Raw genomic sequence first — 23,015 nt, 5'->3', positions numbered from 1 at the left:
TTTGCAAATCAATAACGCAAAGCAGCTTTATATCATTTTAGTATAAGATTTCATCAATCTTAATATTGTCTTTACTTTTTTGACTTTTCCTTTTCCATATACCTACAAATAAGTATTGAAATTTCGTACAATATCATCATTGGTATTGCTAGCCCAATTTGACTTAAGACATCAGGTGGAGTTAAAATAGCTGCAACTATAAATATTATAACTATTGCTACTCTACGCTTGCTTACTAAAGCTTCTGTAGTAATTATACCAGCTTTTGTCATAAGCGTAAGCAATATAGGCATCTGAAAAGCAGTACCAAATGCAAACATTAGTTGAATAACAAGATCCAAATATTCACTCACCGATGGCATAAATTCTATTGGAATGGTACCTGCTGTAGGGCTACTGTTTTCAAAGGCAATAAAGAACTTCCACGCTAAAGGAAATATGTAGTAGTAAGCTACAGCAGCTCCCAGAACAAATAACAACGGTGTTGCAATCAAATATGGTAATAGAATATCTTTTTCATTTTTATAAAGCCCAGGAGCTAAAAACATATAAAACTGCCATATAAAAACAGGAGAAGAAAACAGCAGTGCTGACATAACTGCAACTTTTAGATAAACAAAAAAAGCTTCTGTTAAGTCAGTATATATAAGGGAAAATTCACTATTATTTCCTTCAAGGTCTATTAAAGGTACAAGTAAAAAACCATATATCTTATCAGAAAAATAATAACAGAAGCAGAAAATAACACAAAAAACCAAAAAAGAAAAAATTACTCTTCTTCTGAGTTCTACAAAGTGTTCTAAAATTGATATTTTTTTCACTTAAGCATTTGACCTAATAAAATGGCAATATCCAACATTCTAAGCGAGAAGGCCCATTCATTATCATACCATGCAGCAACCCTACATAAGGTAGAATCAACAACATGTGTACCCTTAAGATCCAAAGTAGCACTATGTGGATCATGAACAAAATCTATTGATACTAACGGTTCTTCACATACAGCCAGCACTCCTTGTTTCTCATTTTCAGCGGCATTTTTAAAAATATCATTCAATTCTTGTGCTTTTACGCTCTTCTTTGCAGTAAATTTCAAATCAACCAAAGATACATTAGCAACTGGCACTCTAATTGCTACTCCATCTAGCTTTCCTTGCAGCTCAGGAATAATTAAACCTATAGTTTTAGCTGCTCCAGTAGTTGTAGGTATCATAGAAAGTGCACAAGCTCTCGCTCTGCGCAAATCTCCATGACTACCATCAACAACATTTTGATCATTGGTATAAGCATGTATAGTTGTCATAAAACCATTACTTACACCAATACTATTATGTAAAACCTGCAGAACAGGGGCCAAACAATTTGTTGTACATGAACCAGCTGAAATTACTTCATGCTCATTTTTTAAAGCGTAGTTATTTACACCATATATTATTGTCGCATCAGCATCTGTCACTGGTGCAGAAACTATAACCTTTTTTGCTCCAGACTTTATATGCTTTTTCGCTTCATCTTTTTTATTAAACGCACCTGTGCATTCCAAAACAATATCAACTTCATGCTTACTCCAAGGAATATTCTCAGGATTACGCTCACGATAAAAAGGTAACCTATCATCCTTTATAGCAATTATACCCTGCTCTGCCGTTACTCCGTATTTAAACTTACCATGGACAGAGTCATACTTTAGTAAGTGTGCATGTTTCTCCCCCTCCATAGAACCATTAATAGCTGCAATCTTTAATTTGTCTCTATACTCTTTAATTTCATAAATAGCACGTAGTATATTATTACCTATCCTACCTAATCCATTTATTCCCAAACGAACTGCCATATCTATAAATTATGAACCTTCTATAAATTTAACTAATTTATCAATAGTCGTTAATTTAATTTTATGCTCCTTAGCAAATTCTAAAAGGTGAGGTAATCGCATCATAGAACCATCTTCCTGATTCATTACCTCACAGATTACAGCTGATTGATCTAACCCTATTATACGTGCTATTTCAATACTAGCTTCCGTATGACCACGCCTTTTTAAGACACCGCCTTGATTTGCAATTAGAGGAAAAACATGGCCAGGGGTTGTAATATCATTCACTGTGCTGTTTTTATCAATAGCAGTAAGTATCGTATGAGTCCTATCTTGAGCAGATACTCCAGTGGTAATACCATACCTTGCATCTATAGAAGTAGTAAATGCTGTGTGATAACTACCGATATTTCTCCTCGGCATAAGGTCAAGCCCCAAATTATTCGCATGTGAATTAGTTAGTACTAAACATACAATACCACTACCATATCTTATCATGAAAGTAACAGCTTCAATATTAACTCTCTCTGCCAAAATAACCAAATCACCTTCATTTTCCCTATTTTCGTCATCAGCAAGTATAAATAATTTCCCTTGCAATGCATCTTCTAGCACATCTTCTACAGGAGAAGTTTCCAATGAACCCATTATAAGACCAAAATTATAAGATAAATTAGGTAATACCTTACTTCAAATCAAGAGTCAATAAGGCTTATTTAAATTCAATATTAACTACAGTGTATGATTTTTCACCATTAGGAGCTTCAACCTCAACAGAATCTCCTACTTTCTTACCAATTAAAGTACTAGCTAGAGGAGATGTAACCGATATTAGTTGTTTTGAAACATCAGCCTCATACTCACCAACAATTGTATAAATACATTTTTTATCTGGATCGCCATCTATACATAGTTCAACAGTAGCACCAAATGCAATAGTATCCCCTAAAAAATTATCAATATCTATGACTTCAGCATGAGAAAGCTTATCTCCTAGATAAGCTATACGACCTTCAATAAAACTTTGCTTTTCACGTGCAGCATGATACTCTGCATTTTCAGATAAATCTCCATGATCACGAGCATCAGAAATTGCTTTAATCATACTTGGCCTTTCTTTTTTTAGCTCTTCAAGCTCATTTTTCATACGCTCTAGACCGAGTCTAGTTATCGGGAATTTAGTAGTTTCCATACCTTATACCTATAAATATTCGAGATCAACTAAAATTAGATATAAATTTCTCTAAAATACCAGACATTTTAATTTTTATATCACTATTTATAGTTTTTGACAAGATTTCTAAAACATCTGGATAATTATTACGTAGATGTGCGATAAAATCGCATTCAAACGTACTGATATCTTTAATATCTATACTATCTAAATAACCATTAACACCAGCAAATATAATTGCAACTTGCTCTGCTACTGGAATAGGCGAATATTGTTTCTGTTTCAACAATTCTATTAAACGCCTTCCTCTATCTAACACAGCTTGAGAATAACAATCCAAATCAGAACCAAACTTAGAGAAATCTTCTAGCTCCCTGTACTGTGCTAAATTTAATTTAATAGGCCCCGCAACCTTTTTAATAGAATCTACTTGTGCAGATGAGCCAACTCTTGATACAGAAAGCCCAACATTTACTGCAGGGCGAAAACCCTTATTAAACAGCTCTGATTCAAGAAATATTTGCCCATCAGTAATAGAGATCACATTTGTTGGTATATATGCAGAAACATCTCCAGCTTGTGTCTCAACTATAGGCAGTGCAGTTAAAGAACCTGACCTTTTTTTTTCGGACATTTTGGCAGCCCTTTCTAAAAGACGCGAATGAATATAAAATATATCACCAGGATATGCTTCGCGTCCTGGAGGTCTCCTAAGCAATAAGGACATTTGTCTATATGCAATGGCATGTTTTGATAAATCATCATAAACTATAAGACAGTGCATACCATTATCGCGAAAAAACTCACCCATGGCACAACCAACATACGGTGCTAAAAATTGAAGAGATGCTGGATCGGATGCACTTGCAGCAACAACAGTGGTATATTCTAATGCTCCACTCTCTTTAAGCTTATTTACCACCCTTGCAATTGTAGATATCTTTTGCCCAATAGCCACATAGATACAATATACTTTTTGATCATTACTACTTGTACGATTAATACTTTTTTGATTAATTATTGTATCTAGTGCAATTGTTGTTTTACCGACTTGCCTATCACCAATTATTAATTCGCGCTGCCCTCTACCTATTGGAATTAATGCATCTATAATCTTAATCCCAGTCTGAAGAGGTTCATGGACAGATTTTCTCTCTATTATACCTGGAGCTTTCGACTCTACCGGCATTCTAATATTACTCTTTATCACTCCATTGCCATCAATTGGATTACCCAAGGGATCAACTACTCTGCCTAATAATTCAAAGCCTACATTAGTCTTAATAACGTCCCCTGTACATTTAACAACATCTTTTTCCCCAATATTACAATCGTTACCAAATGCTATTATGTTGGTAATATCACCATCTAAACCTTGAACAACTCCTTCTATATTATTAGCAAAAACTATCCTTTCACCAAATTTAGCTTTTTCTAAACCATAAGCTATAGCTATACCATCAGCAGCTGAAACAACTTCACCAATATGCTCATATTTTATATGTACATTATATTGTTCAACCTTTTTCTTTATAACACTTAATATTTCAGAGCCATCTATACTCATATTAAACTCCCTTTAATAAAACCGCTTCTTTACTTACCTCCAATAACCTTCTTAAATAACTTTTTAAAGAAGCATCAATAATCGTAAAATCTACCTTAACTATAAAACCGCCTAAAATAGAAGGATCAACAATATTAGTGAAACTAATAATTTCACCAAAACTAGACATAGAATTACTAATGAGCTTGATGTCACTTTTACCCAAAGAAAATGCAGATGTCACAACAATGTCAATTTTATTTTTGAATTTTTTTACTAAAGTTAAAAACTTCTCAAAAATAGTTTCTAGTAAGAAAAAACGTCTATTATTAACAATCAGTAATATAAAATTTAGTAAGGTATTACTGATATAATTCCTAAAAAGAGATATAACATCACTTTTTACTTTAGCAGAATTAACTGGATTTAGAAAAAACAAAACCACCTCTTTTTCATTTGTAAAAAAATTCAGCAAAAACTGGATATCCTTTTCAACAATTTCAAGCTTTTCATTTGATAATTCAAATAAAGCATAAGCATAACACGATATTAGTTTTTCAAACTTATTTTTTCTCATATCACAAAACTTAAGCTAACAACCAAAATAGCATCTACTACTCTACCCAAGCATTTTCTATATAAACAGGTAACCTTCTTAATGATAAAAAACAAAAATCAAAACTTAATATAAAGTTCTGAAATTTAGAATTTAGACTAATAAAATATTTAGCAGAACTTATTATTGCATTGCGTTGAAAATTAGAAATTGGAATTTCACCACTAAATAAACTAGTCTTTACTTCCACAAAGAGGAGCTTATTTTTCTTACATGCAATTATATCTATTTCTCCTAAATGACATCTATAACGGTGTTTAATAATATTGTACAATTTCAATCTCAAAAAAAGCAAAACTATCACCTCACCAATATAACCAATAAAGTTAGATAAATTAACTTTATTCACTATTAAACCCATAAATTTATGATAATTTCTTTTTAGTAATAACATCTCTATCAATAAGCTCTATAACTGCTAAGGGGGCATTATCTCCTTTTCTAAAACCGTATTTCATTATTCTACAATAACCACCATTACGATCTTTATAACGTTTAGATAGAATAGTAAATAATTTTTCAACAAGTACTTTATCTTTTGTTTTTGAATATAAAATACGCCTACCTTGCAAATTATCTTTCGTCTTGGCAACTGTAATAATCTTTTCAACATAAGGCCTTAACTCCTTAGCTTTAGGTAAAGTAGTAATAATTTTTTCCTGATCAATCAAAGACATTGACATATTGTGCAACATAGCCAACCTATGCTTAGAAGTACGATTAAATTTTCTTTGATTTATGCCATGCTTCATAAATTACCTACCTATCAACATGTCCCTTAGTATCTTCATTATAATTAGAAGATAAATCTGAATATTTTTCAACGAATTTTTTGATATCATCAGAAGGAGACCAATTTGGAATAGACATCCCTAGAGATAAACTTTTCTCAGCTAATTTATTTTTTATATCCTCTAATGTTCTTTTACCAAAACTTGGAGCTTTAAGCATATCATACTCTTTCTTTTGCACTAAATCTCCAATATAGACTATACCTTCTTTTTCTAAATAATTCTGAGCTCTAGTACAAAATTCTAAATCACTAACTTTAGATAGCAAAATAGGATCAAATGGTAGTTTGTTATTATCTTTAATCTTTGCGAGTTCAACATCATTACAATCAATAAAGGGTAGAAGCTGTCTTTGTAAGATTTTTGCAGCTAAAGCTACTGCTTCTTTAGGAGATAAAGAGCCATTAGTCCGTACCGACATGATCAACTTATCATAATCAATAACCTGACCCACGCGACTATTTTCTATTGTAAAAGAAACTTTATTAACAGGACTATACAGAGCGTTAACACGAATAAAACCTACTGAATTAGTAAAAAATCCCGTCTCTTCTTTTTCATACTCTACAGTTGAAGCATAACCTTTACCACTATTAACATATATTTTCATTTTAAAATTTGTATTACTATCTAGTGTACATATATAAAGATCACTATTAAGTACAGTACATTCACTATCACTTTCTATCATATCAGCTCTTATTTCACATGGACCCTTTGCTTTCAAATAAAGACATTTCTTACCCACAGAAGATAATCTAACACAAAGTTTACTTATATTAAGCACTATATCAGTTACATCTTCCCTTACTCCAGAAATTGAAGTAAACTCATGGGAAATATCATCAATTTCAATTCCATATACTGCTGGCCCACTTAAAGAAGAGAGCATTATACGCCTAAAAGCAGTCCCCAAAGTCAAACCATAACCTCTTTCCAATGGATCTAAAATAACATCTCCCTCATGATAACCTTCCTTCACAACCACTTCGCCTACAGAGAGATTAGCAATAGCATTTTTATCACTTATAATGATACAAGACTTATCATCAACAACATAAGACATAAATATCCTTTAAAATTAATAACACAAGTCAAACTCTTCTTTTCTTCCTTAACCTAGGACCATTATGTGGAACGCAAGTTTTATATTTTATAGAGATTATCGAAAGGCCAGCACTTTCCATAGCTTTGACAATACCATCTTTACTCGGCCCAATACTAAGACCAGCACCACTCATTACTACATGCAATGTTTTCATACCATCTTCCATAGCACTTTTAGCAATAGATTCAGCAGTTGTATTTCCTGCATAAGGAGTAGACTTCTTTGCCCCTTTAAAACCATGAACACCAGCAGAAGTGTATTTTATTACACGTTTATCAATAGCATTTGCAATAACAATCTTATAATTATTAAAAGTTACTAAAACATATGCAATACCATCAGTCACTTTTTCTTTCTTTATGGCTACCGATTTTTTCTTTAACACTTCTATCATAATCTTAACCTCTCAATCTACCTCCTAATAGTAATCAAACGCCTACAAGTCTTTGCATTAGAATGGGTCCTTTGCCCTCTTACAGATAAATGTAGCCTATGTCTAACCCCTCTATAACAACCTATACTTACTAAAAGTTTAATATCTTTAAAAACCTTCTCTTTTAAGTTTTCTTCAACTATATAGTTTTTCCTAATATGCTCATTAATAGCATTTATTTGCTCATCAGTTAAATCTGAAACACGTAAAGTTTTTGAAATACCACAAGCTTCACAAATTTTATTACCTAAAAAAATGCCCACACCCTTTATGTAAGCTAAAGAAAAAGGAACACATTTATTTAACGGTAGATCAACACCCACTACCTTATTACTTACTTTACGCACAGATTAAACACCCTTTAAAGTATAAGCTAGCAATTTAACATAACATATATTAAAGTCAATAAATAAACTAAGAAAAAAAAGCATACATTACCTCACTTACTTGAGCTATGCTCATCTCAGCATTAATCCCTAATATTTTATCTTGATAATATTTCCTTAAATCCTCCATTTGTATTTTATATTCCTTTATTCTTTTCCTGACTGTACTTAAATTTCTATCATCATATCTTTGTCTTATTTCTTTACTACCACACTTTTTACACTCATTAATGTACATAAAATTATATATATTCCCACAATTTAAACATATAAAACGATTTACAATTCTTTCTATTATTAGATTATCACTAATTTGCAATTCTACTATATAATTTATAACTTGATTCATTTCTTCCAATACTTTATTTAAAAACTTAGCTTGATTTAAATTTCTAGGAAAACCATCAAGTATAAAATTATTAGCCGACAATTTAATTTGCTTATATATAATGTCACATATAAACTTATCTTCTACTAAAATACCAGATTCAATAGCATTTTTAACTTTTATATCAATATTATTAGCAATAACTGCAGCTCTTAATAAATCACCAGCAGCAATAATATTTAAGCCATATTTTCTTGATAACATACATGATTGCGTTCCCTTACCAGAACCTGGAGGACCAAAAATTATAACATTCATTAAAGATTCCCTAACTCAGACTTTTTCATAAATGCATCATACCTATTTGCAAAAGTATGAGCTTGAATTTGAGAAATAGTATCCATAATAACATTTACAATAATTAGCAAACTAGTTCCACCAAAAATAAGAGGTATACTATAATAATATCTCATTATTTCAGGAATTAGACATATACTACACAAGTAGAGAGAACCAAAAAAAGTCAACCTAAAAACTACATACTGCAGATAACTACAGGTATGACTACCTGGCCTTTTTCCAGGGATAAAATTACCATTTTTTCTTAACGTATCTGCAACTTCTTGTGGATTAAAAACAAAAGCAGTATAAAAAAAACTAAAAAATATCATAAGCATTAAATAAAATACCATATATGTAATTTTACCAGCAGAAAAGTTACTCAGAATAAAACCTGACCATGCGTATTCCTTATGAAAATTTGCTATTGTTATAGGAGTTAAAATGATAGCATTAGCAAATATCGTAGGTATTACTCCAGCAATATTTAATTTAAGTGGTATATAAGTATGATTATCATTATATAAGCCACCTTTGGATTGTTTTCTTGGATATTGGACAAAAATTTTTCTATAAGAACGCTCAACAAAAATTACTAAAGTTAATAATAGTAAAAATAAAAGGAAAATAAAGAAGATCATAATTGTTGATATACTACCTGCTCTATTAAGTGTAAAAATAGATGATAGAGCATTATGTAATTCTGATATTATACCAGTAAAAATAATAAGAGATATACCATTACCTATACCATTAATATTTATTTTTTCACCAAGCCATACTAAGAACATAGTTCCACCAAGTAAACTAAAAACACCTATTACACGAAACCAAAAGCCAGGAGATAACACAATTATATTATCTTCAGTGTTCATATTCTCTAGCCCTAACAAAATAGCAAAACTTTGGATTATACAAAGAATTATCGTCACATAACGAATATAAGAATTCACCTGAGAACGCCATAATTCATTATTATTTTTTATCTCATTTAGCCCTTTTATTGTAGCTAATATAAGCTGAATTATAATTGAAGATACTACATACGGAACAACATTCAGAGACAATATAGTCATTCTACCTAAAGCTCCGCCCGAAAGTAAATTAAATATTCCAAAAACACCAGTATTATTTTTTAAAAAAAAATCATTAATTAATTGAAGATTAATTCCAGGAATAGGAATATAAGTAGCTAAACGATATGTAATAAGAGCCACTATAGTAAAAAGACAACGCGTTAACAGATCACCCTCATATAATAAAGAAAAATCAAACTTATTTAATAAATTTTTAGAACTCATAACTTTTTTTATAATTCTACTCTTCCACCAGCTGATTCAATTGAAGCTTGTGCTGATCTAGACACCGCATCAACATCAAATATTAATTTGCTTTTTAATTTACAATTATTTAACAATTTCACTTTACATCTTAGCGATTTAATTAAACCTAACCTAAATAGTACATTCTTATCTATGTAATTATCACTTATCTTATCAGCATTGATCAAGTATTCAATATCACCAACATTAACAATAGCATAATGCTGCTTAAATTTTGATTTAAACCCTCTTTTAGGTAAACGTGTAAATATAGATTGTTGACCACCCTCAAAACCATTGATTGAAGCACCACTCCTTGCCTTTTGTCCCTTATGCCCTCTACCTGAAGTTTTACCTTTACCGCAACCAATCCCTCTACCTAAAAGTTTTGCTTTCTTTTTCTTAGGCAAGCCTGTAAACAAAATATTTAATTTCATATAATAACCTATCTTTTTCCAATTATTTCATTAATTTTCTTACCCCTTTTATTTGCAATTTGTCTCAAAGATAACATTTTATTCAAAGCAGAAAATACCGCATATATGACATTATGAGGACTAGTTGATCCGATAGATTTAGCAACTATATCTTTTACACCTAAAGCTTCAAACACAGATCTTATAGCCCCACCAGCTATAATTCCTGTACCCGGCTTTGCTGATCTTAGCAAAACCTTACCTGAACAAAATTTAGCTACAACATCATAATGCAAAGTTCTACCTTCACGCAAATGAACTTTTATTAACCTTTTTTTTGCTGAATTTGCAGCTTTTATTTTAGCTTCCGCTACTTCACAGTGCTTACCTAACCCACAACCAACCCTTCCTTTCTCATCCCCTACTACAATCAAATCTGAAAAAGAAAATTTACGTCCACCTTTTGTAACCTTTGACACTCTCTTAGCAGAAACTAATAACTCCAACAACCCAGAATCATCTTGAAAATTTTTCACCATAACCATAAATCAACCTAAAAATTTAATCCAGATTCTCTTAAAATCTCAGCAAACTTAGATACAACAGTATTTTTAGCATATCTATAAGGACCTTTATCGAAAATCAATTGCTTATTAGAAAGATCTTTATCAGATAAACGACTAATAATTAATTTACCTACAGCTTTTGCGGATTCCTTATTTACTCTACGACCACACTCAACTTTAAGGGCTTTCTCCAAAGTTGAAGCAGAAGCAACAGTAACACCATTTTCATCATCAATTAATTGAACATAAAAATACCGATTTGACTTAAATACTGATAAACGCAGATAACCACAACCTTTTTTTATTTTTGCACGGGTACGTAGCTTTCTTTTCTCCTTATTATCTAATGTATCTAATAAAGTTTTAGAGTTTCTCATAAATCATTCCATTTTGTAAAATTATTTCTTTTTACTAGTCTCTTTACGTAACATAATCTTACCTTTTAATACAATACCTTTACCTTTATAAGGATTAAATTTCCTTATTTTACATAAATCAGACGCAGTCATATGAACTTTTTGCTTATCTATTCCCGTTATTACAATATCTTGTTTAATACACTCGCATTTAATGTCCTCTGATACCCTATAAATTATATCATGACTAAAGCCTAATGATAAAATCAAATACTTACCATCACACCTTGCTTTATATCCTATACCATTAACTTCAAGACAGAGAGAAAAACCCTTAGTTATACCATGAATAAAATTATTAATATTACTTATATAAGTTCCCAACAAAGCATCATTTTTTTTATCAAAATTGTTATTATCAATTGATAATAACAACTTATTACCATCACGCTTATACAAAATAGAGCTATTTAAAACAAATTCCCTCTTCCACGTACTATTTTGAAATAACAATTTATCATCATAACATTTAAGTTCAATACTATCAGGAATAGTTATAGGTACTAGATTAATATGAGACATTAATAATTCCTACTTAAAAAACACCACATAAAATCTCTCCACCAACATTTAATTTTCTTGCATCAAAATCGGATATTATTCCTTTTGAAGTAGATAAAATAATAATGCCCAACCCATTGTAAAATCTAGGAATTGCCTTAGCTGCAGAATAAATACGTCTTCCAGGTTTAGAATATGCCTTTATTTCATGAATCACTGGCATGTTATTATAATATTTTAATTCTATAATAAAACTAAATATTTTACTCTTCACTTCTTTTTTATCAAAATATGTTATATATCCCTCATCTCGTAAAATCTTTAAAACAGAACCTCTCATCTCAGAAAATGGAACTTCTACAACCTTCATCATTGCTGATTGTGCGTTACGAATCCTTGTTAAAAAATCACATAAATTTGCCATTACATATTCCTCATAATTATAAATTACCAACTATGCTTTAACATTCCTGGAATAGACCCAGAAGAGGCTAACTTGCGCAAAGCACTACGAGATAAGCAAAATCGCCTATGAACATCTCTACCCTTACCACTCAAAAAACATCTATTCCTAATCCTTACTTCAGCAGAATCTCTTGGCATCTTAGATAACTTAAGTTGAACAATAAATCTTTGATGAATAGGAATATTTTTATTCTTTGTTATACTTTTAAGTCCTTGCCTTTTACTCCTATATCTATCACACATTTGTCTTCTTTTTAAATTTCTTTGTATAACAGATTTTTTTGCCATAATACCATCCTTATTAATCAAAAAAAGGGAATTTTAAAATAGATAACAATTCCTTTGCATCCTCATTATTAGTTGCACTTGTAACAATATTAATATCCATTCCTACAACTTTTCCTTCTACAGTATATCTCCCTTCTAAAAATGAAGTATGCTCCTTAATACTCAATGAAATATTGCCACGATTATCAAATTGTTTAGAGCTTAAACCCTTAAAAGCCCTCTCCTCAGGCAAAGTAATGTAAATAAGCTTCTCTAAAAATTCATACATTCTTCTCTTACGCAAAGTCACCTTACATCCTATAATTTCACCTTCTCTTATCTTAAATCCAGAAATTGATTTTCTTGCATAAGTATAAACAGGTTTTTGACCTGATATCAAACGCAAAATTGTAAAATAATAATTAGCTATTTTACTATCAGACGCAATATTACCCATACCTATATTAACGCACACCTTCACTAACCTAGGAACTTGTTCTTTCTTATTATAAGCAAGCTTTTCACACAATAACCCTAAATTATTTTTATATAAATTCTTCAAAATCGACATAAGATTAATCCACCACTTCTCTAGAATTTTTAGCAAACCTAACCTTATTATTATCTAACAATTTAAACCCCACTCTAGTTCCAATTTGATTTTTAGGATCAAATAAAGCAACATTAGAAATATCAATAGGTAATTCGTCCATTAATATACCATTTTTTTTATTTCCATTTTGTTTAATATGCTTCTTACACAAATTTATACCAGAAACTACTACCTTATAGCCTTTATCTTTCACTACCTTGATTATTTTACCAATTTTTCCTTTATCATCACCACTTATTACGATTACATCATCACCACCAACTATTTTCATACCCATTATAAAACCTCAACAGCTAAAGACATTAATTTCATAAAAGAACCAGAGGTTAATTTTTTAATTGGACCAAATACCCTGGTACCCAAAGGATCACCATGATTATTAATTAAAACAACAGCATTAGAAGAAAAAGATATCACGCTTGTATCAAATTTACGCACTAATTTCCTAACTCTTACTACCACTGCTTTATATACTTTACCTTTTACAACCTTTGCTTTAGAACTTGAAGATTTGATAGAAACAGTAACTATATCACCTATAGATGCAAATTTCTTTCCCTTTAATAACCCTATACACAAAACAGAGTGTGCACCAGAATTATCAGCTACTTGTAACAACGTATTCTTTTGAATCATACATGACCTCTATAACCTTAACGCATTTCCTCTTTAAATACTATCCACTTTTTAGCAGATGAAACTGGCCTATATTCTTGTATTTTAACTAAATCACCTTCTTTATAAGGATTACAAAACTCACCAACATAAGGGTTATGGACACTATATTTTTTACATCTCTTTATAACCTTTTTATACAATCTATCTCTAGTAACACTCAAAATAGAAACCATTATCGTTTTATTAGATTTATTGCTAATTACAGTACCACATAAAATTTTCTTAGACATTATCTTGCTCTCTCTTCTCATTTAAAACAGTTAAAATACGAGCTATAGACTTCTTAATCAAACTAAAACGCATAGTATTACTAAATTGATCCATTTTTTTTTGAAAGATTATATTTACAAACTCTTTTCTTAGAGTTGCTAAAATATTATACAATTCTTGAGAAGATTTCAATCTTATTTCTTTTATTTCCAATTCATTCTCCATAATTTTATAAAATATTACAATCAGATACAAGTTTGCATCTTACTGGCAATTTAGAAGAAGCTTTATCAAAAGCAATTTTTACTAAATCTATAGGAACATTACTAACCTCAAATAAAACTCGACCAGGACTTACTCTAAAAACCCAAAATTCAACACTTCCTTTCCCTTTACCCATACGAACATCAGCTGGTTTTTTACTAATAGGTATGTTAGGAAAGATTTTAATCCATAATTTAAACTTTTTATTATTAGTTCTCAATACTTTAACTATAGTACGCCTCGCAGCTTCAATCTGATTAGAATTAATTCTAGCAACATCAACAGCTTTTAAACCATAATCCCCAAACACTAAATTATTACCACCCTTGGTATTACCTTTGATTCGACCCTTAAAGATCTTCTTATACTTAGTCTTTCTCGGTACAAACATCACATTTACCACTAAATAACAACTTAATTACCCAAACAAACAAAAACCTTTACACCTATAATACCATATATAGTCTTTGCTTCACACAAGGCATAGTCAATATTAACACGTAAAGTACTTAAAGGTAATTTACCTCCCTTACTAGATTCAACACGAGCTATTTCAGCACCATTTAAACGCCCAGAACATATCACTTTTATTCCTTGTCCACCTGCCTTCAAACAATTTTGCACTGCTTTCTTTATAACACGTCGAAAAGAAGAACCTCTTTTTTCTAATTGTCGAGCTATAGTTTTAGCTATTAAAGACGCACTCGTTTCAACTTTCTTTACTTCTATAATATTAAATTCAACAGGATTTTTTATCATCTTAGAAAGTATTTGACTTGTTTTTTTTAACTCATTTCCATCCCTACCTATTATAATACCAGGCCTTGAGGAATATATTATAATAACCACCAATCCAGACTTACGAGATATCACCACCTCATCAACCCCAGCATCACAAAAGTGCTTATCAATATAAGCACGAATCAATAAATCCATACAAAGAAAATTCTTGTATTCTTTTTTTCCAGCAAACCATAAAGCATTATGCTGAGCTACTCCTCCTAATCTAAATCCAATAGGATTTACTTTCCTACCCATAACTTTAAACTCTCTTTTTTAATTCAATAATCATATTACTATACTGTTTGTTTATCTTATTAGCTCTCCCCATAGCTTTAGGAAAAACCCTCTTTAATGTTATAGATTTACCAATCAATATTTTATTAATATAAAGATCATCAACATTTAAATTATAGTTATACTGAGCATTAGCAAGTGCAGATTTCAAAACTTTATTAACATAAAAAGCAGCTTTCTTTCTACAAAAAGCCAACTGCATTACAGCTTGAGCAATACTACATTTACGTATTAAATTAGCAACTAAATTTAATTTTTGAGGACTAATCTTTAATACAGTTGCCTTAGCCCTAACCATCGGAACATCATTAATCACCATAACTATACCAAATTTATTTTTTTATTACCTTTTTATCGCCACTATGTCCCTTAAATGTACGAGTAGGAGAAAATTCACCAAGCTTATGACCTATCATATTACTGTCAATCAATACAGGAATATACTTCTTTCCATTATAAACATTAAACCACAAACCAACAAAATTAGGCAATATAGTAGATCTTCTACTATGAGTTTTAATTATAGAATTATTCCTCTCTCCTACTCTATCTAACAATTCTCTAACTACCTTGCTTACTTTATTAAAAAGATTAGGATGACAAAAAGGAGGTTTCCACGCAGACCGACTCATAAATTACCTATAAACGCCTAATATACTGATTACTAAATTTATTCTTTTTTCTTGTCTTTTTTCCTTTCGTAGAAACACCCCAAGGCGTGACTGGATGCCTACCACCAGAAGTTTTGCCCTCACCACCTCCATGAGGATGATCGATAGGATTCATTGCAACACCGCGGACAGTTGATCTAATACCAAGCCACCTACTTCTACCAGCTTTACCCAATTTAATATTTTTATGATCAGCATTAGATAATATGCCAACAGTAGCCCTACAAGCAGAAAGTACTAATCTCACTTGACCAGACCTTAATTTTAATAAAACATAAGAACCATCATATCCTAATACCTTAGCATAACTACCAGCAGATCTAGCAATAATACCGCCATTACCAGGCTTCAATTCAATATTGTGCACAAAAGAACCAACAGGAATAAATTTAAGTTGCAAACAATTACCAGGCAATATATCAACATCATTACCAGATGCAACGCTATCACCAGGCTTAACATCTTGTGGAGCTAATATATAAGATTTAACGCCATTTTGATCAGAAATTAGAGCTAAAAAAGCAGCACCATTAGGATTATACTCTATCCTCTCTACTGTAGCGATAGTATCGTAATTTCGTTTAAAATCAATTATTCTATATTTTCTTTTATGACCACCACCAATATGGCGAGTAGTAATTCTACCAAAATTATTTCTACCACCAGTAGATTTTTTACCAACCACAAGAGATTTTTCCGGCCCATCTTTCCATAAATGACTCCTATCTATTAAAACTGTACCACGAGACGATGCAGTAACTGGAGCAAGTAATTTTATACCCATTATACATTTACCATATCTAAATTTTGACCATTAGCTAATGAAAAATAGATTTTCTTCTTTTGCTTTCTATTACCTATTACACCCTTAAATCTTTTTTTTTTAGACGGGACTTTAATAACATTAATAGACAAAACATTAACATCAAAAATAGATTTTATCGCCTCTTTAAGTTGCTTTTTACTAGCTCTAACATCTACATACAAAGCATACTTGCCAAACCTTTCTTTTAAAAAGGATGCTTTTTCAGTGATAAGAGGAGATTTTATAAGATTATAATAATTCATCATAATAATCTAGTTTCTAAATAACTTAAAACATCAACAGTAAGAATAATATAATCATGATTTAATAAATCAAGAACATTTATTCCAACAGGCCTAATTATATCAATTCTTGGCAAGTTGCTACAAGCTGAGCTAATACTCTTATCGTAATCAGTCACTATTAAAAGAGTAGAACAAGATGGAAGTTTAAAACTATCAATGCATTTCTTCATTTCAGATGTTTTACTAGAATTAAGATGAATATTATCTAAAATGATCAGCTTACCATCAGAATACTTCAAAGACAACGCAATTTTAAAACCTAATTTACGAATTTTCTTGTTAAGAGAATAAGCATGATCTCTAACTACAGGCCCAAATATAACTGCTCCTCCTCTAAATTGAGGAGAACGCAAACTACCCTGTCTTGCTCTACCAGTACGCTTTTGCTTATATGGCTTAGCAGTAGTACCAGATATATCACTTATACCTTTAGTTTTATGTGTACCACTTCTTCTTTTAGACAATTGCCACTTTACTATATCATGCAATATTAACTTACCTGATTCCCTGCTAACAAAAAATATTGAAGGATTAAGATTTACCTCACCAACATCTTCATTGTACAAATTAACTAATTTATAATTCATATTATTTCAACACCCTAAAATCTATTCTAAGAGCAAATTTTCGTGCATAACTTTCTTACTTGCATCTCTAATAAAAATATAAGAATTACAATAACCAGGAACATTATTACCCTTTACAGCAATTATAGAAGCTTCGTTATCAATAAGAACAATTTTCATATTTTGTACTGTAACTCTTTTTACACCTAAATGCCCAGCCATTTTTTTTCCTTTAAAAGTCTTACCAGGATCTTGACATTGTCCAGTAGATCCTTGAGAACGATGAGCTATAGAAACACCATGAGAAGCCCTCAATCCCTTAAAATTATGCCTTTTCATTACACCAGCAAAACCCTTTCCTTTAGAATAACCTGTAATATCAACATACTGATTAACTGCAAAATGATCGACACTAAACTTTAATCCAATCTCTACATTAGATAAACTAATTAATTTACTCTCAAACAATTTATAATTATTATATATATTATTTTTTCGCAAAAATCTTAATTGAGGATAAGAAATATTTTTTACATTTCCTACACCCAAAATAGCGGCAAAATAGCCACATTTTTCAGATTTTAAATCAACAATTACTGTATCTTCAAGTTGCAACAGTGTAACAGGAATTAATTTACCTAAAAAAGGTAATGCTGTATGGCCAATATTCTTCATTAATAAACCAACTCTATTTAATGATCTAATTCTATTCATTATTTTTATCCTTAGTTTTAAAACTCACTTCTACACCACTTGACAAAGACAAATCATCATCTAATCTTTGTAAAGCATTATTAAAATCAAAGCTACTTAATAGAATCAGACGCTTAAATTCATCTTTTTTATACTGCTCTTGTGATTTCTTATCAATATGAGGGCTACGTTTAAAAGTAAAATTTTCACGCTTAGTTGGAAAGTAGATTGGACCTTTGAATTTAATCCCAAGTTTTTTAAAACTCAAAACTAATTTAACTACATTTCGCTCTAAACACTTACTATCAAAAGCTCTAATAATAATATATACTTGACTTTTATCTGTATTTGCCATTAAAAACCTACACTAAAATATCATTAACGATACCAGAACCGATAGTCTTACCACCTTCTCTTATTGCAAACCTCAATCCCTTATCCATTGCTATTCCACAAGGATTCTGCAATTCTACTTCCATACTTACCTGATCTCCAGGCATTACAATTTCCTTACCGTCTAAAATTTTCATGTTACTAGTTACATCAGTTGTTCTAAAATAAAATTGTGGCTGATAATGTGACCCAAATGGTGTTTTACGGCCTCCTTCTTCTGCTTTTAATACATATATTTCAGCCTTGAACTTCTTATGTGGCATAACTGTACCAGGTTTCGCTAAAACTTGTCCCCTTTCTACATCTTCTCTCTTTATACCACGCAACAGAATACCAACATTATCACCAGCTTTTCCACGTCCTAACTTCTTTTTAAACATCTCAACACCTGTACAAACTGTCTTCTGTACTTCTCTAAGTCCAATTACTTCTATCTCATCACCTTCTTTTATCGTACCACGCTCAATACAACCTGTTACTACTGTGCCACGTCCAGGTATTGTAAATACATCCTCTATTGGCATTAAAAATGTCTTATCTAAATCTCTTATAGGCTCAGGAATTTTATCTAATTCTTCCATTAATTTTAATATCGCACCTTCACCTAATTCACTTTCATCGCCTTCTAATGCTTTAAGTGCAGAACCTTTTATTATTATAACATCATCACCACTATAACCATATTTATTTAGTAACTCCCTAACCTCCATCTCTACTAACTCTATCATATCTTGATCTGCAACATCAACTTTATTGCAAAAAACTATGATATGCTCTATTCCTACTTGCCTTGAAAGCAATACATGCTCTCTTGTTTGTGGCATAGGACCATCAACCGCAGATACCAAAAGGACTGCTACATCCATCTGTGCAGCACCAACTATCATGTTTTTTACATAATCAGCATGACCAGGACAATCTATATGCGCATAATGCCTACTCTCCGTTTCATATTCAACATGCGCAGTTGAAATAGTTATCCCTCTCTCCTTCTCTTCTGGCGCTTTATCAATTTGATCATACCCTATAGCTTTAGCTTGCCCTTTGCTTGCTAACACTTTTGTAATCGCTGCTGTTAACGTCGTCTTCCCATGGTCAACATGCCCTATCGTCCCTGTGTTTATATGACATTTCCTCTTCTCTACTTCACTCATGTGTGCCTCAAAAATTTCAAATATTTAACTTCAATTCATTTATTATATGCTCTGGCACTTCATCATACCCAGAGAAATTCATATTATACTGTGCTCTACCTTGAGAAATAGAACGCAAAACATTTACATATCCAAACATACTAGATAAAGGAATTAATGCCAAGATAACCACAGTATTATTATGTGTTTCCGAACTTGAAATTTGCCCTCTCCTACTACCTATATCTCCCATAATATTACCCATATATTCTTCGGGAGTTATTACTTCTACTTTCATTATAGGTTCTAATAATTTTGGAGCCGCCTTACTTGACATCTCCTTAAAAGCTCCTTTAGCAGCAAGTTCAAAAGCTAAAGTACTTGAATCAACATCGTGAAATGCACCATCAAGAAGAGTAGCCTTAAAATCAATTACAGGAAACCCAGCTATGATACCATTTTCTTTTATAATCTCTAATCCACTCTGTACACTAGGTATATATTCTTTTGGGACACTACCTCCTGTAATTTTACTTTCAAATTGAAATCCATCTCCTCGTTCAAGAGGCTCAAATAATATCTTAACTTTTGCAAACTGTCCAGCACCACCAGTTTGTTTTTTATGAGTATAATCAATCTCAACTACTTTTGTTATAGCTTCCCTATATGCAACTTGAGGAGAACCAACATTTACTTCGACGTTAAATTCGCGTTTTATTCTATCTACAATAATCTCAAGATGAAGTTCTCCCATTCCTTTTAAAATAGTCTGACCACTTTCAGGATTTACAATTCTTTTAAGAGAAGGATCTTCTGCAACCAATCTATTTAAAGCCAAACCTAACTTCTCTTGATCTGCTGTAGATTTAGACTCTACAGCTATCTCCATAACTGGCTCGGGAAAATCCATACACTCTAAAACTATAGGAAAATCAGAAGAACATAAAGTATCGCCAGTTGTAGTATTTTTTAATCCTACCAAAGCAACTATATCACCAGCACATGCTTCAGTTATATCTTCTCTGTTATTAGCATGCATGAGCAACATTCTACCTATTGATTCTGTACTATTTTTTCTAGAATTTAAAATAGTAAACTTAGATTTGAGCACACCAGAATAAATACGTATAAAAGTCAAACTACCAACAAACTTATCAGTCATTATTTTAAAAGCTAAAGCAACAAGCTTTTCATTAACTGATGGCTTAACTTCAATTATCTGTTCCGGATCTTTTGGATTATTTCCTTCTATTATCTTAATGTCAAGAGGAGAAGGTAAAAAATTAACTACTGCATCTAAAAGAGGCTGAACCCCCTTATTTTTAAAAGCTGAACCACATAATACAGGAACAAAATCACCATTTATAGTACCCTTTCTAATACTACCTATCAATAAATCAGGAGAAATATCTTGATCATTGTAATACAAATCTTCTATTTTATTATCAATTTTAGAAGCTTTATCTAGTATCAATTCTCGATATCTTTCTGTTATCTCAAGCATATCATCCGGTATTTTATCATAATAAAATTCAGCACCTAATGTTTCATTCTTCCACAGCACAGACCTCATAAAAATCAAATCTATTATACCTACAAAATCCTTTTCTTTACCAATAGGTAGTTGAATGATTAATGGATTAGCACCAAGCTTCTCATTTATCATATTGACACATTTATCAAAATCTGCCCCAACCCTATCCATTTTATTGATAAAACAAATACGAGGAACGTTATACTTATCAGCTTGACGCCAGACAGTTTCTGATTGCGGCTCAACTCCTGCTACACCGTCAAAAACAGCAACAGCACCATCTAAAACACGCAAAGACCTTTCAACTTCAATTGTAAAATCAACATGGCCTGGAGTATCAATAATATTAATACGATAACCTTCCCAAAAACAAGTAGTTGCAGCAGACGTAATAGTTATTCCACGCTCCTTTTCTTGCTCCATCCAATCCATAGAAGCAGCGCCATCATGCACCTCTCCAATTCTATCTTCCTTACCAGTATAAAATAATATACGCTCTGTTGTAGTAGTCTTTCCAGCATCTATATGAGCCATTATCCCTATATTTCTATACTTTGATATATTAAATTCATCAACTGCAGAAAATTTAGTAGCCATAAAACCTATACAAAGTTAAAAATTAAGATGAGAATAAACCCTATATGACATAGCTGCCTTATATTTATCTTCACATATTTTAAACGCTTCACCACGCTTATTATAAGCATTAACTAACTCAATATATAAATAATAAGCAGTATTTTTGCTTTTTCTTGCAGCCCTAACTGCCTTAATAATCCACCTCAACGCTAAAGAAATAGCCCGCTCTTTTCTAACTTCAATCGGAACTTGATAAGTTGCACCACCTACACGACGAGAACGTGCTTCTAAAGTAGGAGTAACGTTCTTAACCGCATTATTAAAAATCAGTAACGCATCCTCTCCAAGTTTTTTTTCAGCAAGAGATAGAGCTTCATAAATAATCTTTTCAGCTATAGATTTTTTTCCACATTTCATAAATTTATTAATAAAACATGTAACTAAAATACTATGATAGCGTACATCTGGAAGAATAATCCTCTTTTTTATTTTATTATAACCACGCGACATATAACCTCATTTGCCAGATTTCTTAACACCATATCTTGAACGAGATTTCTTGCGATTTTGCACACCAGCTAAATCTAAAGCACCCCTTATAATGCGATAACGTACACCAGGTAAATCCCTTACACCACCACCACACATTAAGACAACAGAATGCTCCTGCAAATTATGCCCTTCGCCAGGAATATATGCAAGCACCTCATAATACTCCCCACTGCTCCTTTTAACTCTCACTTTCGCCACTTTACGTAGCGCTGAGTTAGGTTTTCTGGGAGTAGTTGTATACACTTTCACACACACTCCCCTTCTCTGAGGACTGCCGCAAAGGGCTAAAACTCTATTTGTACGACAAAAAGACGACCTACCCTTCCGTATTAATTGATTTATCGTCGGCATAAAAACTTAAATAACAGCATTACAAACCAAAAGATAAAATAATAAATATCAATAGTCAACATAAAAATAAAATTATTTTAATATACCTTGTAACATCATTA

37 protein-coding genes are annotated in these 23,015 nt (G+C 31.5%); all 37 read right to left on the bottom strand.

Going from position 1 to position 23,015, the window contains the following annotated elements:
- Nucleotides 1-71: 71 nt before the first annotated feature.
- The 37 genes from tatC to rpsL all read right to left on the bottom strand — a co-directional run bounded on the left by tatC (nt 72) and on the right by rpsL (nt 22,914).
- Complete coding sequence (tatC, locus tag AACL09_RS02455; protein WP_410519812.1) at nt 72-821, bottom strand: twin-arginine translocase subunit TatC; 750 nt, start codon at nt 819-821, stop codon at nt 72-74.
- Nucleotides 818-1,834, bottom strand: coding sequence for a type I glyceraldehyde-3-phosphate dehydrogenase (gene gap, locus AACL09_RS02450; RefSeq protein WP_339048674.1), 1,017 nt, complete (start codon nt 1,832-1,834; stop codon nt 818-820). Before gap ends, tatC begins: the two co-directional genes overlap by 4 nt.
- A 9-nt stretch (nt 1,835-1,843) precedes the next feature.
- Nucleotides 1,844-2,464: a 3,4-dihydroxy-2-butanone-4-phosphate synthase gene (gene ribB, locus AACL09_RS02445; RefSeq protein ID WP_339048672.1), complete on the bottom strand. Its 621-nt coding sequence runs from the start codon at nt 2,462-2,464 to the stop codon at nt 1,844-1,846.
- A 64-nt stretch (nt 2,465-2,528) separates the two neighbouring features.
- Complete coding sequence (gene greA, locus AACL09_RS02440) at nt 2,529-3,008, bottom strand: transcription elongation factor GreA (protein WP_339048670.1); 480 nt, start codon at nt 3,006-3,008, stop codon at nt 2,529-2,531.
- A gap of 25 nt (nt 3,009-3,033) precedes the next feature.
- Nucleotides 3,034-4,557, bottom strand: coding sequence for a F0F1 ATP synthase subunit alpha (gene atpA, locus AACL09_RS02435; protein WP_339048668.1), 1,524 nt, complete (start codon nt 4,555-4,557; stop codon nt 3,034-3,036).
- Between the two features lies 1 nt (nt 4,558).
- Nucleotides 4,559-5,113 (bottom strand): ATP synthase F1 subunit delta, encoded by a 555-nt coding sequence (gene atpH, locus AACL09_RS02430; RefSeq protein WP_339048666.1) that lies wholly within the window; start codon nt 5,111-5,113, stop codon nt 4,559-4,561.
- Between the two features lie 37 nt (nt 5,114-5,150).
- Entirely contained in the window at nt 5,151-5,513 is a 363-nt protein-coding gene (locus AACL09_RS02425; protein WP_339048664.1) for a YraN family protein, read from the bottom strand.
- Between the two features lie 4 nt (nt 5,514-5,517).
- A complete protein-coding gene (gene rplQ, locus AACL09_RS02420; RefSeq protein ID WP_339048662.1) occupies nt 5,518-5,904 on the bottom strand; it encodes a 50S ribosomal protein L17 in 387 nt (128 codons plus the stop codon).
- Between the two features lie 7 nt (nt 5,905-5,911).
- Entirely contained in the window at nt 5,912-7,009 is a 1,098-nt protein-coding gene (locus AACL09_RS02415; RefSeq protein WP_339048660.1) for a DNA-directed RNA polymerase subunit alpha, read from the bottom strand.
- Between the two features lie 28 nt (nt 7,010-7,037).
- Nucleotides 7,038-7,445 (bottom strand): 30S ribosomal protein S11, encoded by a 408-nt coding sequence (gene rpsK / locus AACL09_RS02410; protein WP_339048658.1) that lies wholly within the window; start codon nt 7,443-7,445, stop codon nt 7,038-7,040.
- Nucleotides 7,446-7,462: 17 nt separating this feature from the next.
- The gene (locus AACL09_RS02405; protein ID WP_339048656.1) at nt 7,463-7,831 is read right to left on the bottom strand and encodes a ribosomal protein uS13; all 369 of its coding nucleotides are present in this window, start codon (nt 7,829-7,831) and stop codon (nt 7,463-7,465) included.
- A 67-nt stretch (nt 7,832-7,898) separates the two neighbouring features.
- Complete coding sequence (locus AACL09_RS02400) at nt 7,899-8,516, bottom strand: nucleoside monophosphate kinase (protein WP_339048654.1); 618 nt, start codon at nt 8,514-8,516, stop codon at nt 7,899-7,901.
- Nucleotides 8,516-9,838: a preprotein translocase subunit SecY gene (gene secY, locus AACL09_RS02395; protein ID WP_339048652.1), complete on the bottom strand. Its 1,323-nt coding sequence runs from the start codon at nt 9,836-9,838 to the stop codon at nt 8,516-8,518. Before secY ends, AACL09_RS02400 begins: the two co-directional genes overlap by 1 nt.
- A gap of 8 nt (nt 9,839-9,846) precedes the next feature.
- Nucleotides 9,847-10,296: a 50S ribosomal protein L15 gene (gene rplO, locus AACL09_RS02390; RefSeq protein WP_410519811.1), complete on the bottom strand. Its 450-nt coding sequence runs from the start codon at nt 10,294-10,296 to the stop codon at nt 9,847-9,849.
- Nucleotides 10,297-10,304: 8 nt separating this feature from the next.
- Nucleotides 10,305-10,820, bottom strand: coding sequence for a 30S ribosomal protein S5 (gene rpsE / locus AACL09_RS02385; RefSeq protein ID WP_339048650.1), 516 nt, complete (start codon nt 10,818-10,820; stop codon nt 10,305-10,307).
- 8 nt (nt 10,821-10,828) lie between these two features.
- Nucleotides 10,829-11,218, bottom strand: a complete 390-nt coding sequence (gene rplR, locus AACL09_RS02380; protein WP_339048648.1) for a 50S ribosomal protein L18 — start codon at nt 11,216-11,218, stop codon at nt 10,829-10,831.
- A 21-nt stretch (nt 11,219-11,239) separates the two neighbouring features.
- Nucleotides 11,240-11,779, bottom strand: coding sequence for a 50S ribosomal protein L6 (rplF, locus tag AACL09_RS02375; RefSeq protein WP_339048646.1), 540 nt, complete (start codon nt 11,777-11,779; stop codon nt 11,240-11,242).
- A gap of 13 nt (nt 11,780-11,792) precedes the next feature.
- Nucleotides 11,793-12,182, bottom strand: a complete 390-nt coding sequence (gene rpsH / locus AACL09_RS02370) for a 30S ribosomal protein S8 (protein ID WP_339048644.1) — start codon at nt 12,180-12,182, stop codon at nt 11,793-11,795.
- Nucleotides 12,183-12,205: 23 nt separating this feature from the next.
- Nucleotides 12,206-12,511: a 30S ribosomal protein S14 gene (gene rpsN / locus AACL09_RS02365; RefSeq protein WP_339048642.1), complete on the bottom strand. Its 306-nt coding sequence runs from the start codon at nt 12,509-12,511 to the stop codon at nt 12,206-12,208.
- A 13-nt stretch (nt 12,512-12,524) separates the two neighbouring features.
- Entirely contained in the window at nt 12,525-13,055 is a 531-nt protein-coding gene (rplE, locus tag AACL09_RS02360) for a 50S ribosomal protein L5 (RefSeq protein WP_339048989.1), read from the bottom strand.
- 10 nt (nt 13,056-13,065) lie between these two features.
- Entirely contained in the window at nt 13,066-13,380 is a 315-nt protein-coding gene (gene rplX, locus AACL09_RS02355; RefSeq protein WP_339048640.1) for a 50S ribosomal protein L24, read from the bottom strand.
- Nucleotides 13,380-13,739 (bottom strand): 50S ribosomal protein L14, encoded by a 360-nt coding sequence (rplN, locus tag AACL09_RS02350; RefSeq protein WP_339048637.1) that lies wholly within the window; start codon nt 13,737-13,739, stop codon nt 13,380-13,382. The genes rplX and rplN overlap by 1 nt, the downstream gene beginning before the upstream one ends.
- 17 nt (nt 13,740-13,756) lie before the next feature.
- A complete protein-coding gene (gene rpsQ, locus AACL09_RS02345; RefSeq protein ID WP_339048635.1) occupies nt 13,757-14,011 on the bottom strand; it encodes a 30S ribosomal protein S17 in 255 nt (84 codons plus the stop codon).
- Nucleotides 14,004-14,204 carry a 50S ribosomal protein L29 gene (gene rpmC / locus AACL09_RS02340; RefSeq protein WP_339048987.1) on the bottom strand — a complete coding sequence of 67 codons (201 nt, stop codon included), beginning with the start codon at nt 14,202-14,204 and terminating at the stop codon, nt 14,004-14,006. Before rpmC ends, rpsQ begins: the two co-directional genes overlap by 8 nt.
- Nucleotides 14,205-14,220: 16 nt before the next feature.
- Nucleotides 14,221-14,646: a 50S ribosomal protein L16 gene (gene rplP / locus AACL09_RS02335; RefSeq protein ID WP_339048632.1), complete on the bottom strand. Its 426-nt coding sequence runs from the start codon at nt 14,644-14,646 to the stop codon at nt 14,221-14,223.
- A 23-nt stretch (nt 14,647-14,669) separates the two neighbouring features.
- The gene (rpsC, locus tag AACL09_RS02330; protein ID WP_339048630.1) at nt 14,670-15,293 is read right to left on the bottom strand and encodes a 30S ribosomal protein S3; all 624 of its coding nucleotides are present in this window, start codon (nt 15,291-15,293) and stop codon (nt 14,670-14,672) included.
- Between the two features lie 4 nt (nt 15,294-15,297).
- A complete protein-coding gene (gene rplV, locus AACL09_RS02325) occupies nt 15,298-15,651 on the bottom strand; it encodes a 50S ribosomal protein L22 (RefSeq protein ID WP_339048627.1) in 354 nt (117 codons plus the stop codon).
- A gap of 13 nt (nt 15,652-15,664) precedes the next feature.
- Nucleotides 15,665-15,964, bottom strand: a complete 300-nt coding sequence (gene rpsS / locus AACL09_RS02320; protein WP_339048625.1) for a 30S ribosomal protein S19 — start codon at nt 15,962-15,964, stop codon at nt 15,665-15,667.
- Between the two features lie 7 nt (nt 15,965-15,971).
- Complete coding sequence (gene rplB, locus AACL09_RS02315) at nt 15,972-16,787, bottom strand: 50S ribosomal protein L2 (protein WP_339048623.1); 816 nt, start codon at nt 16,785-16,787, stop codon at nt 15,972-15,974.
- Nucleotides 16,787-17,071, bottom strand: a complete 285-nt coding sequence (locus tag AACL09_RS02310) for a 50S ribosomal protein L23 (protein WP_410519810.1) — start codon at nt 17,069-17,071, stop codon at nt 16,787-16,789. The genes rplB and AACL09_RS02310 overlap by 1 nt, the downstream gene beginning before the upstream one ends.
- The gene (gene rplD, locus AACL09_RS02305; protein WP_339048619.1) at nt 17,071-17,700 is read right to left on the bottom strand and encodes a 50S ribosomal protein L4; all 630 of its coding nucleotides are present in this window, start codon (nt 17,698-17,700) and stop codon (nt 17,071-17,073) included. Before rplD ends, AACL09_RS02310 begins: the two co-directional genes overlap by 1 nt.
- Before the next feature lie 21 nt (nt 17,701-17,721).
- Nucleotides 17,722-18,393, bottom strand: a complete 672-nt coding sequence (gene rplC / locus AACL09_RS02300) for a 50S ribosomal protein L3 (protein ID WP_339048617.1) — start codon at nt 18,391-18,393, stop codon at nt 17,722-17,724.
- Nucleotides 18,386-18,727: a 30S ribosomal protein S10 gene (rpsJ, locus tag AACL09_RS02295; RefSeq protein WP_339048615.1), complete on the bottom strand. Its 342-nt coding sequence runs from the start codon at nt 18,725-18,727 to the stop codon at nt 18,386-18,388. The genes rplC and rpsJ overlap by 8 nt, the downstream gene beginning before the upstream one ends.
- Nucleotides 18,728-18,734: 7 nt before the next feature.
- On the bottom strand, nt 18,735-19,919 hold the full coding sequence (gene tuf / locus AACL09_RS02290; protein ID WP_339047451.1) for an elongation factor Tu: 1,185 nt from the start codon (nt 19,917-19,919) through the stop codon (nt 18,735-18,737).
- A 16-nt stretch (nt 19,920-19,935) separates the two neighbouring features.
- Nucleotides 19,936-22,029, bottom strand: a complete 2,094-nt coding sequence (gene fusA / locus AACL09_RS02285) for an elongation factor G (RefSeq protein ID WP_339048612.1) — start codon at nt 22,027-22,029, stop codon at nt 19,936-19,938.
- A 15-nt stretch (nt 22,030-22,044) separates the two neighbouring features.
- Nucleotides 22,045-22,521: a 30S ribosomal protein S7 gene (gene rpsG, locus AACL09_RS02280; protein ID WP_339048610.1), complete on the bottom strand. Its 477-nt coding sequence runs from the start codon at nt 22,519-22,521 to the stop codon at nt 22,045-22,047.
- Nucleotides 22,522-22,527: 6 nt separating this feature from the next.
- Nucleotides 22,528-22,914: a 30S ribosomal protein S12 gene (gene rpsL / locus AACL09_RS02275; RefSeq protein WP_339048608.1), complete on the bottom strand. Its 387-nt coding sequence runs from the start codon at nt 22,912-22,914 to the stop codon at nt 22,528-22,530.
- Between the last annotated feature and the right edge of the window lie 101 nt (nt 22,915-23,015).

The organism is Candidatus Mesenet endosymbiont of Phosphuga atrata, assembly GCF_964020175.1.
In the GTDB taxonomy this organism is placed as follows: Bacteria; Pseudomonadota; Alphaproteobacteria; order Rickettsiales; family Anaplasmataceae; genus Mesenet.
This window is presented reverse-complemented; position numbering and strand designations above follow the sequence as displayed.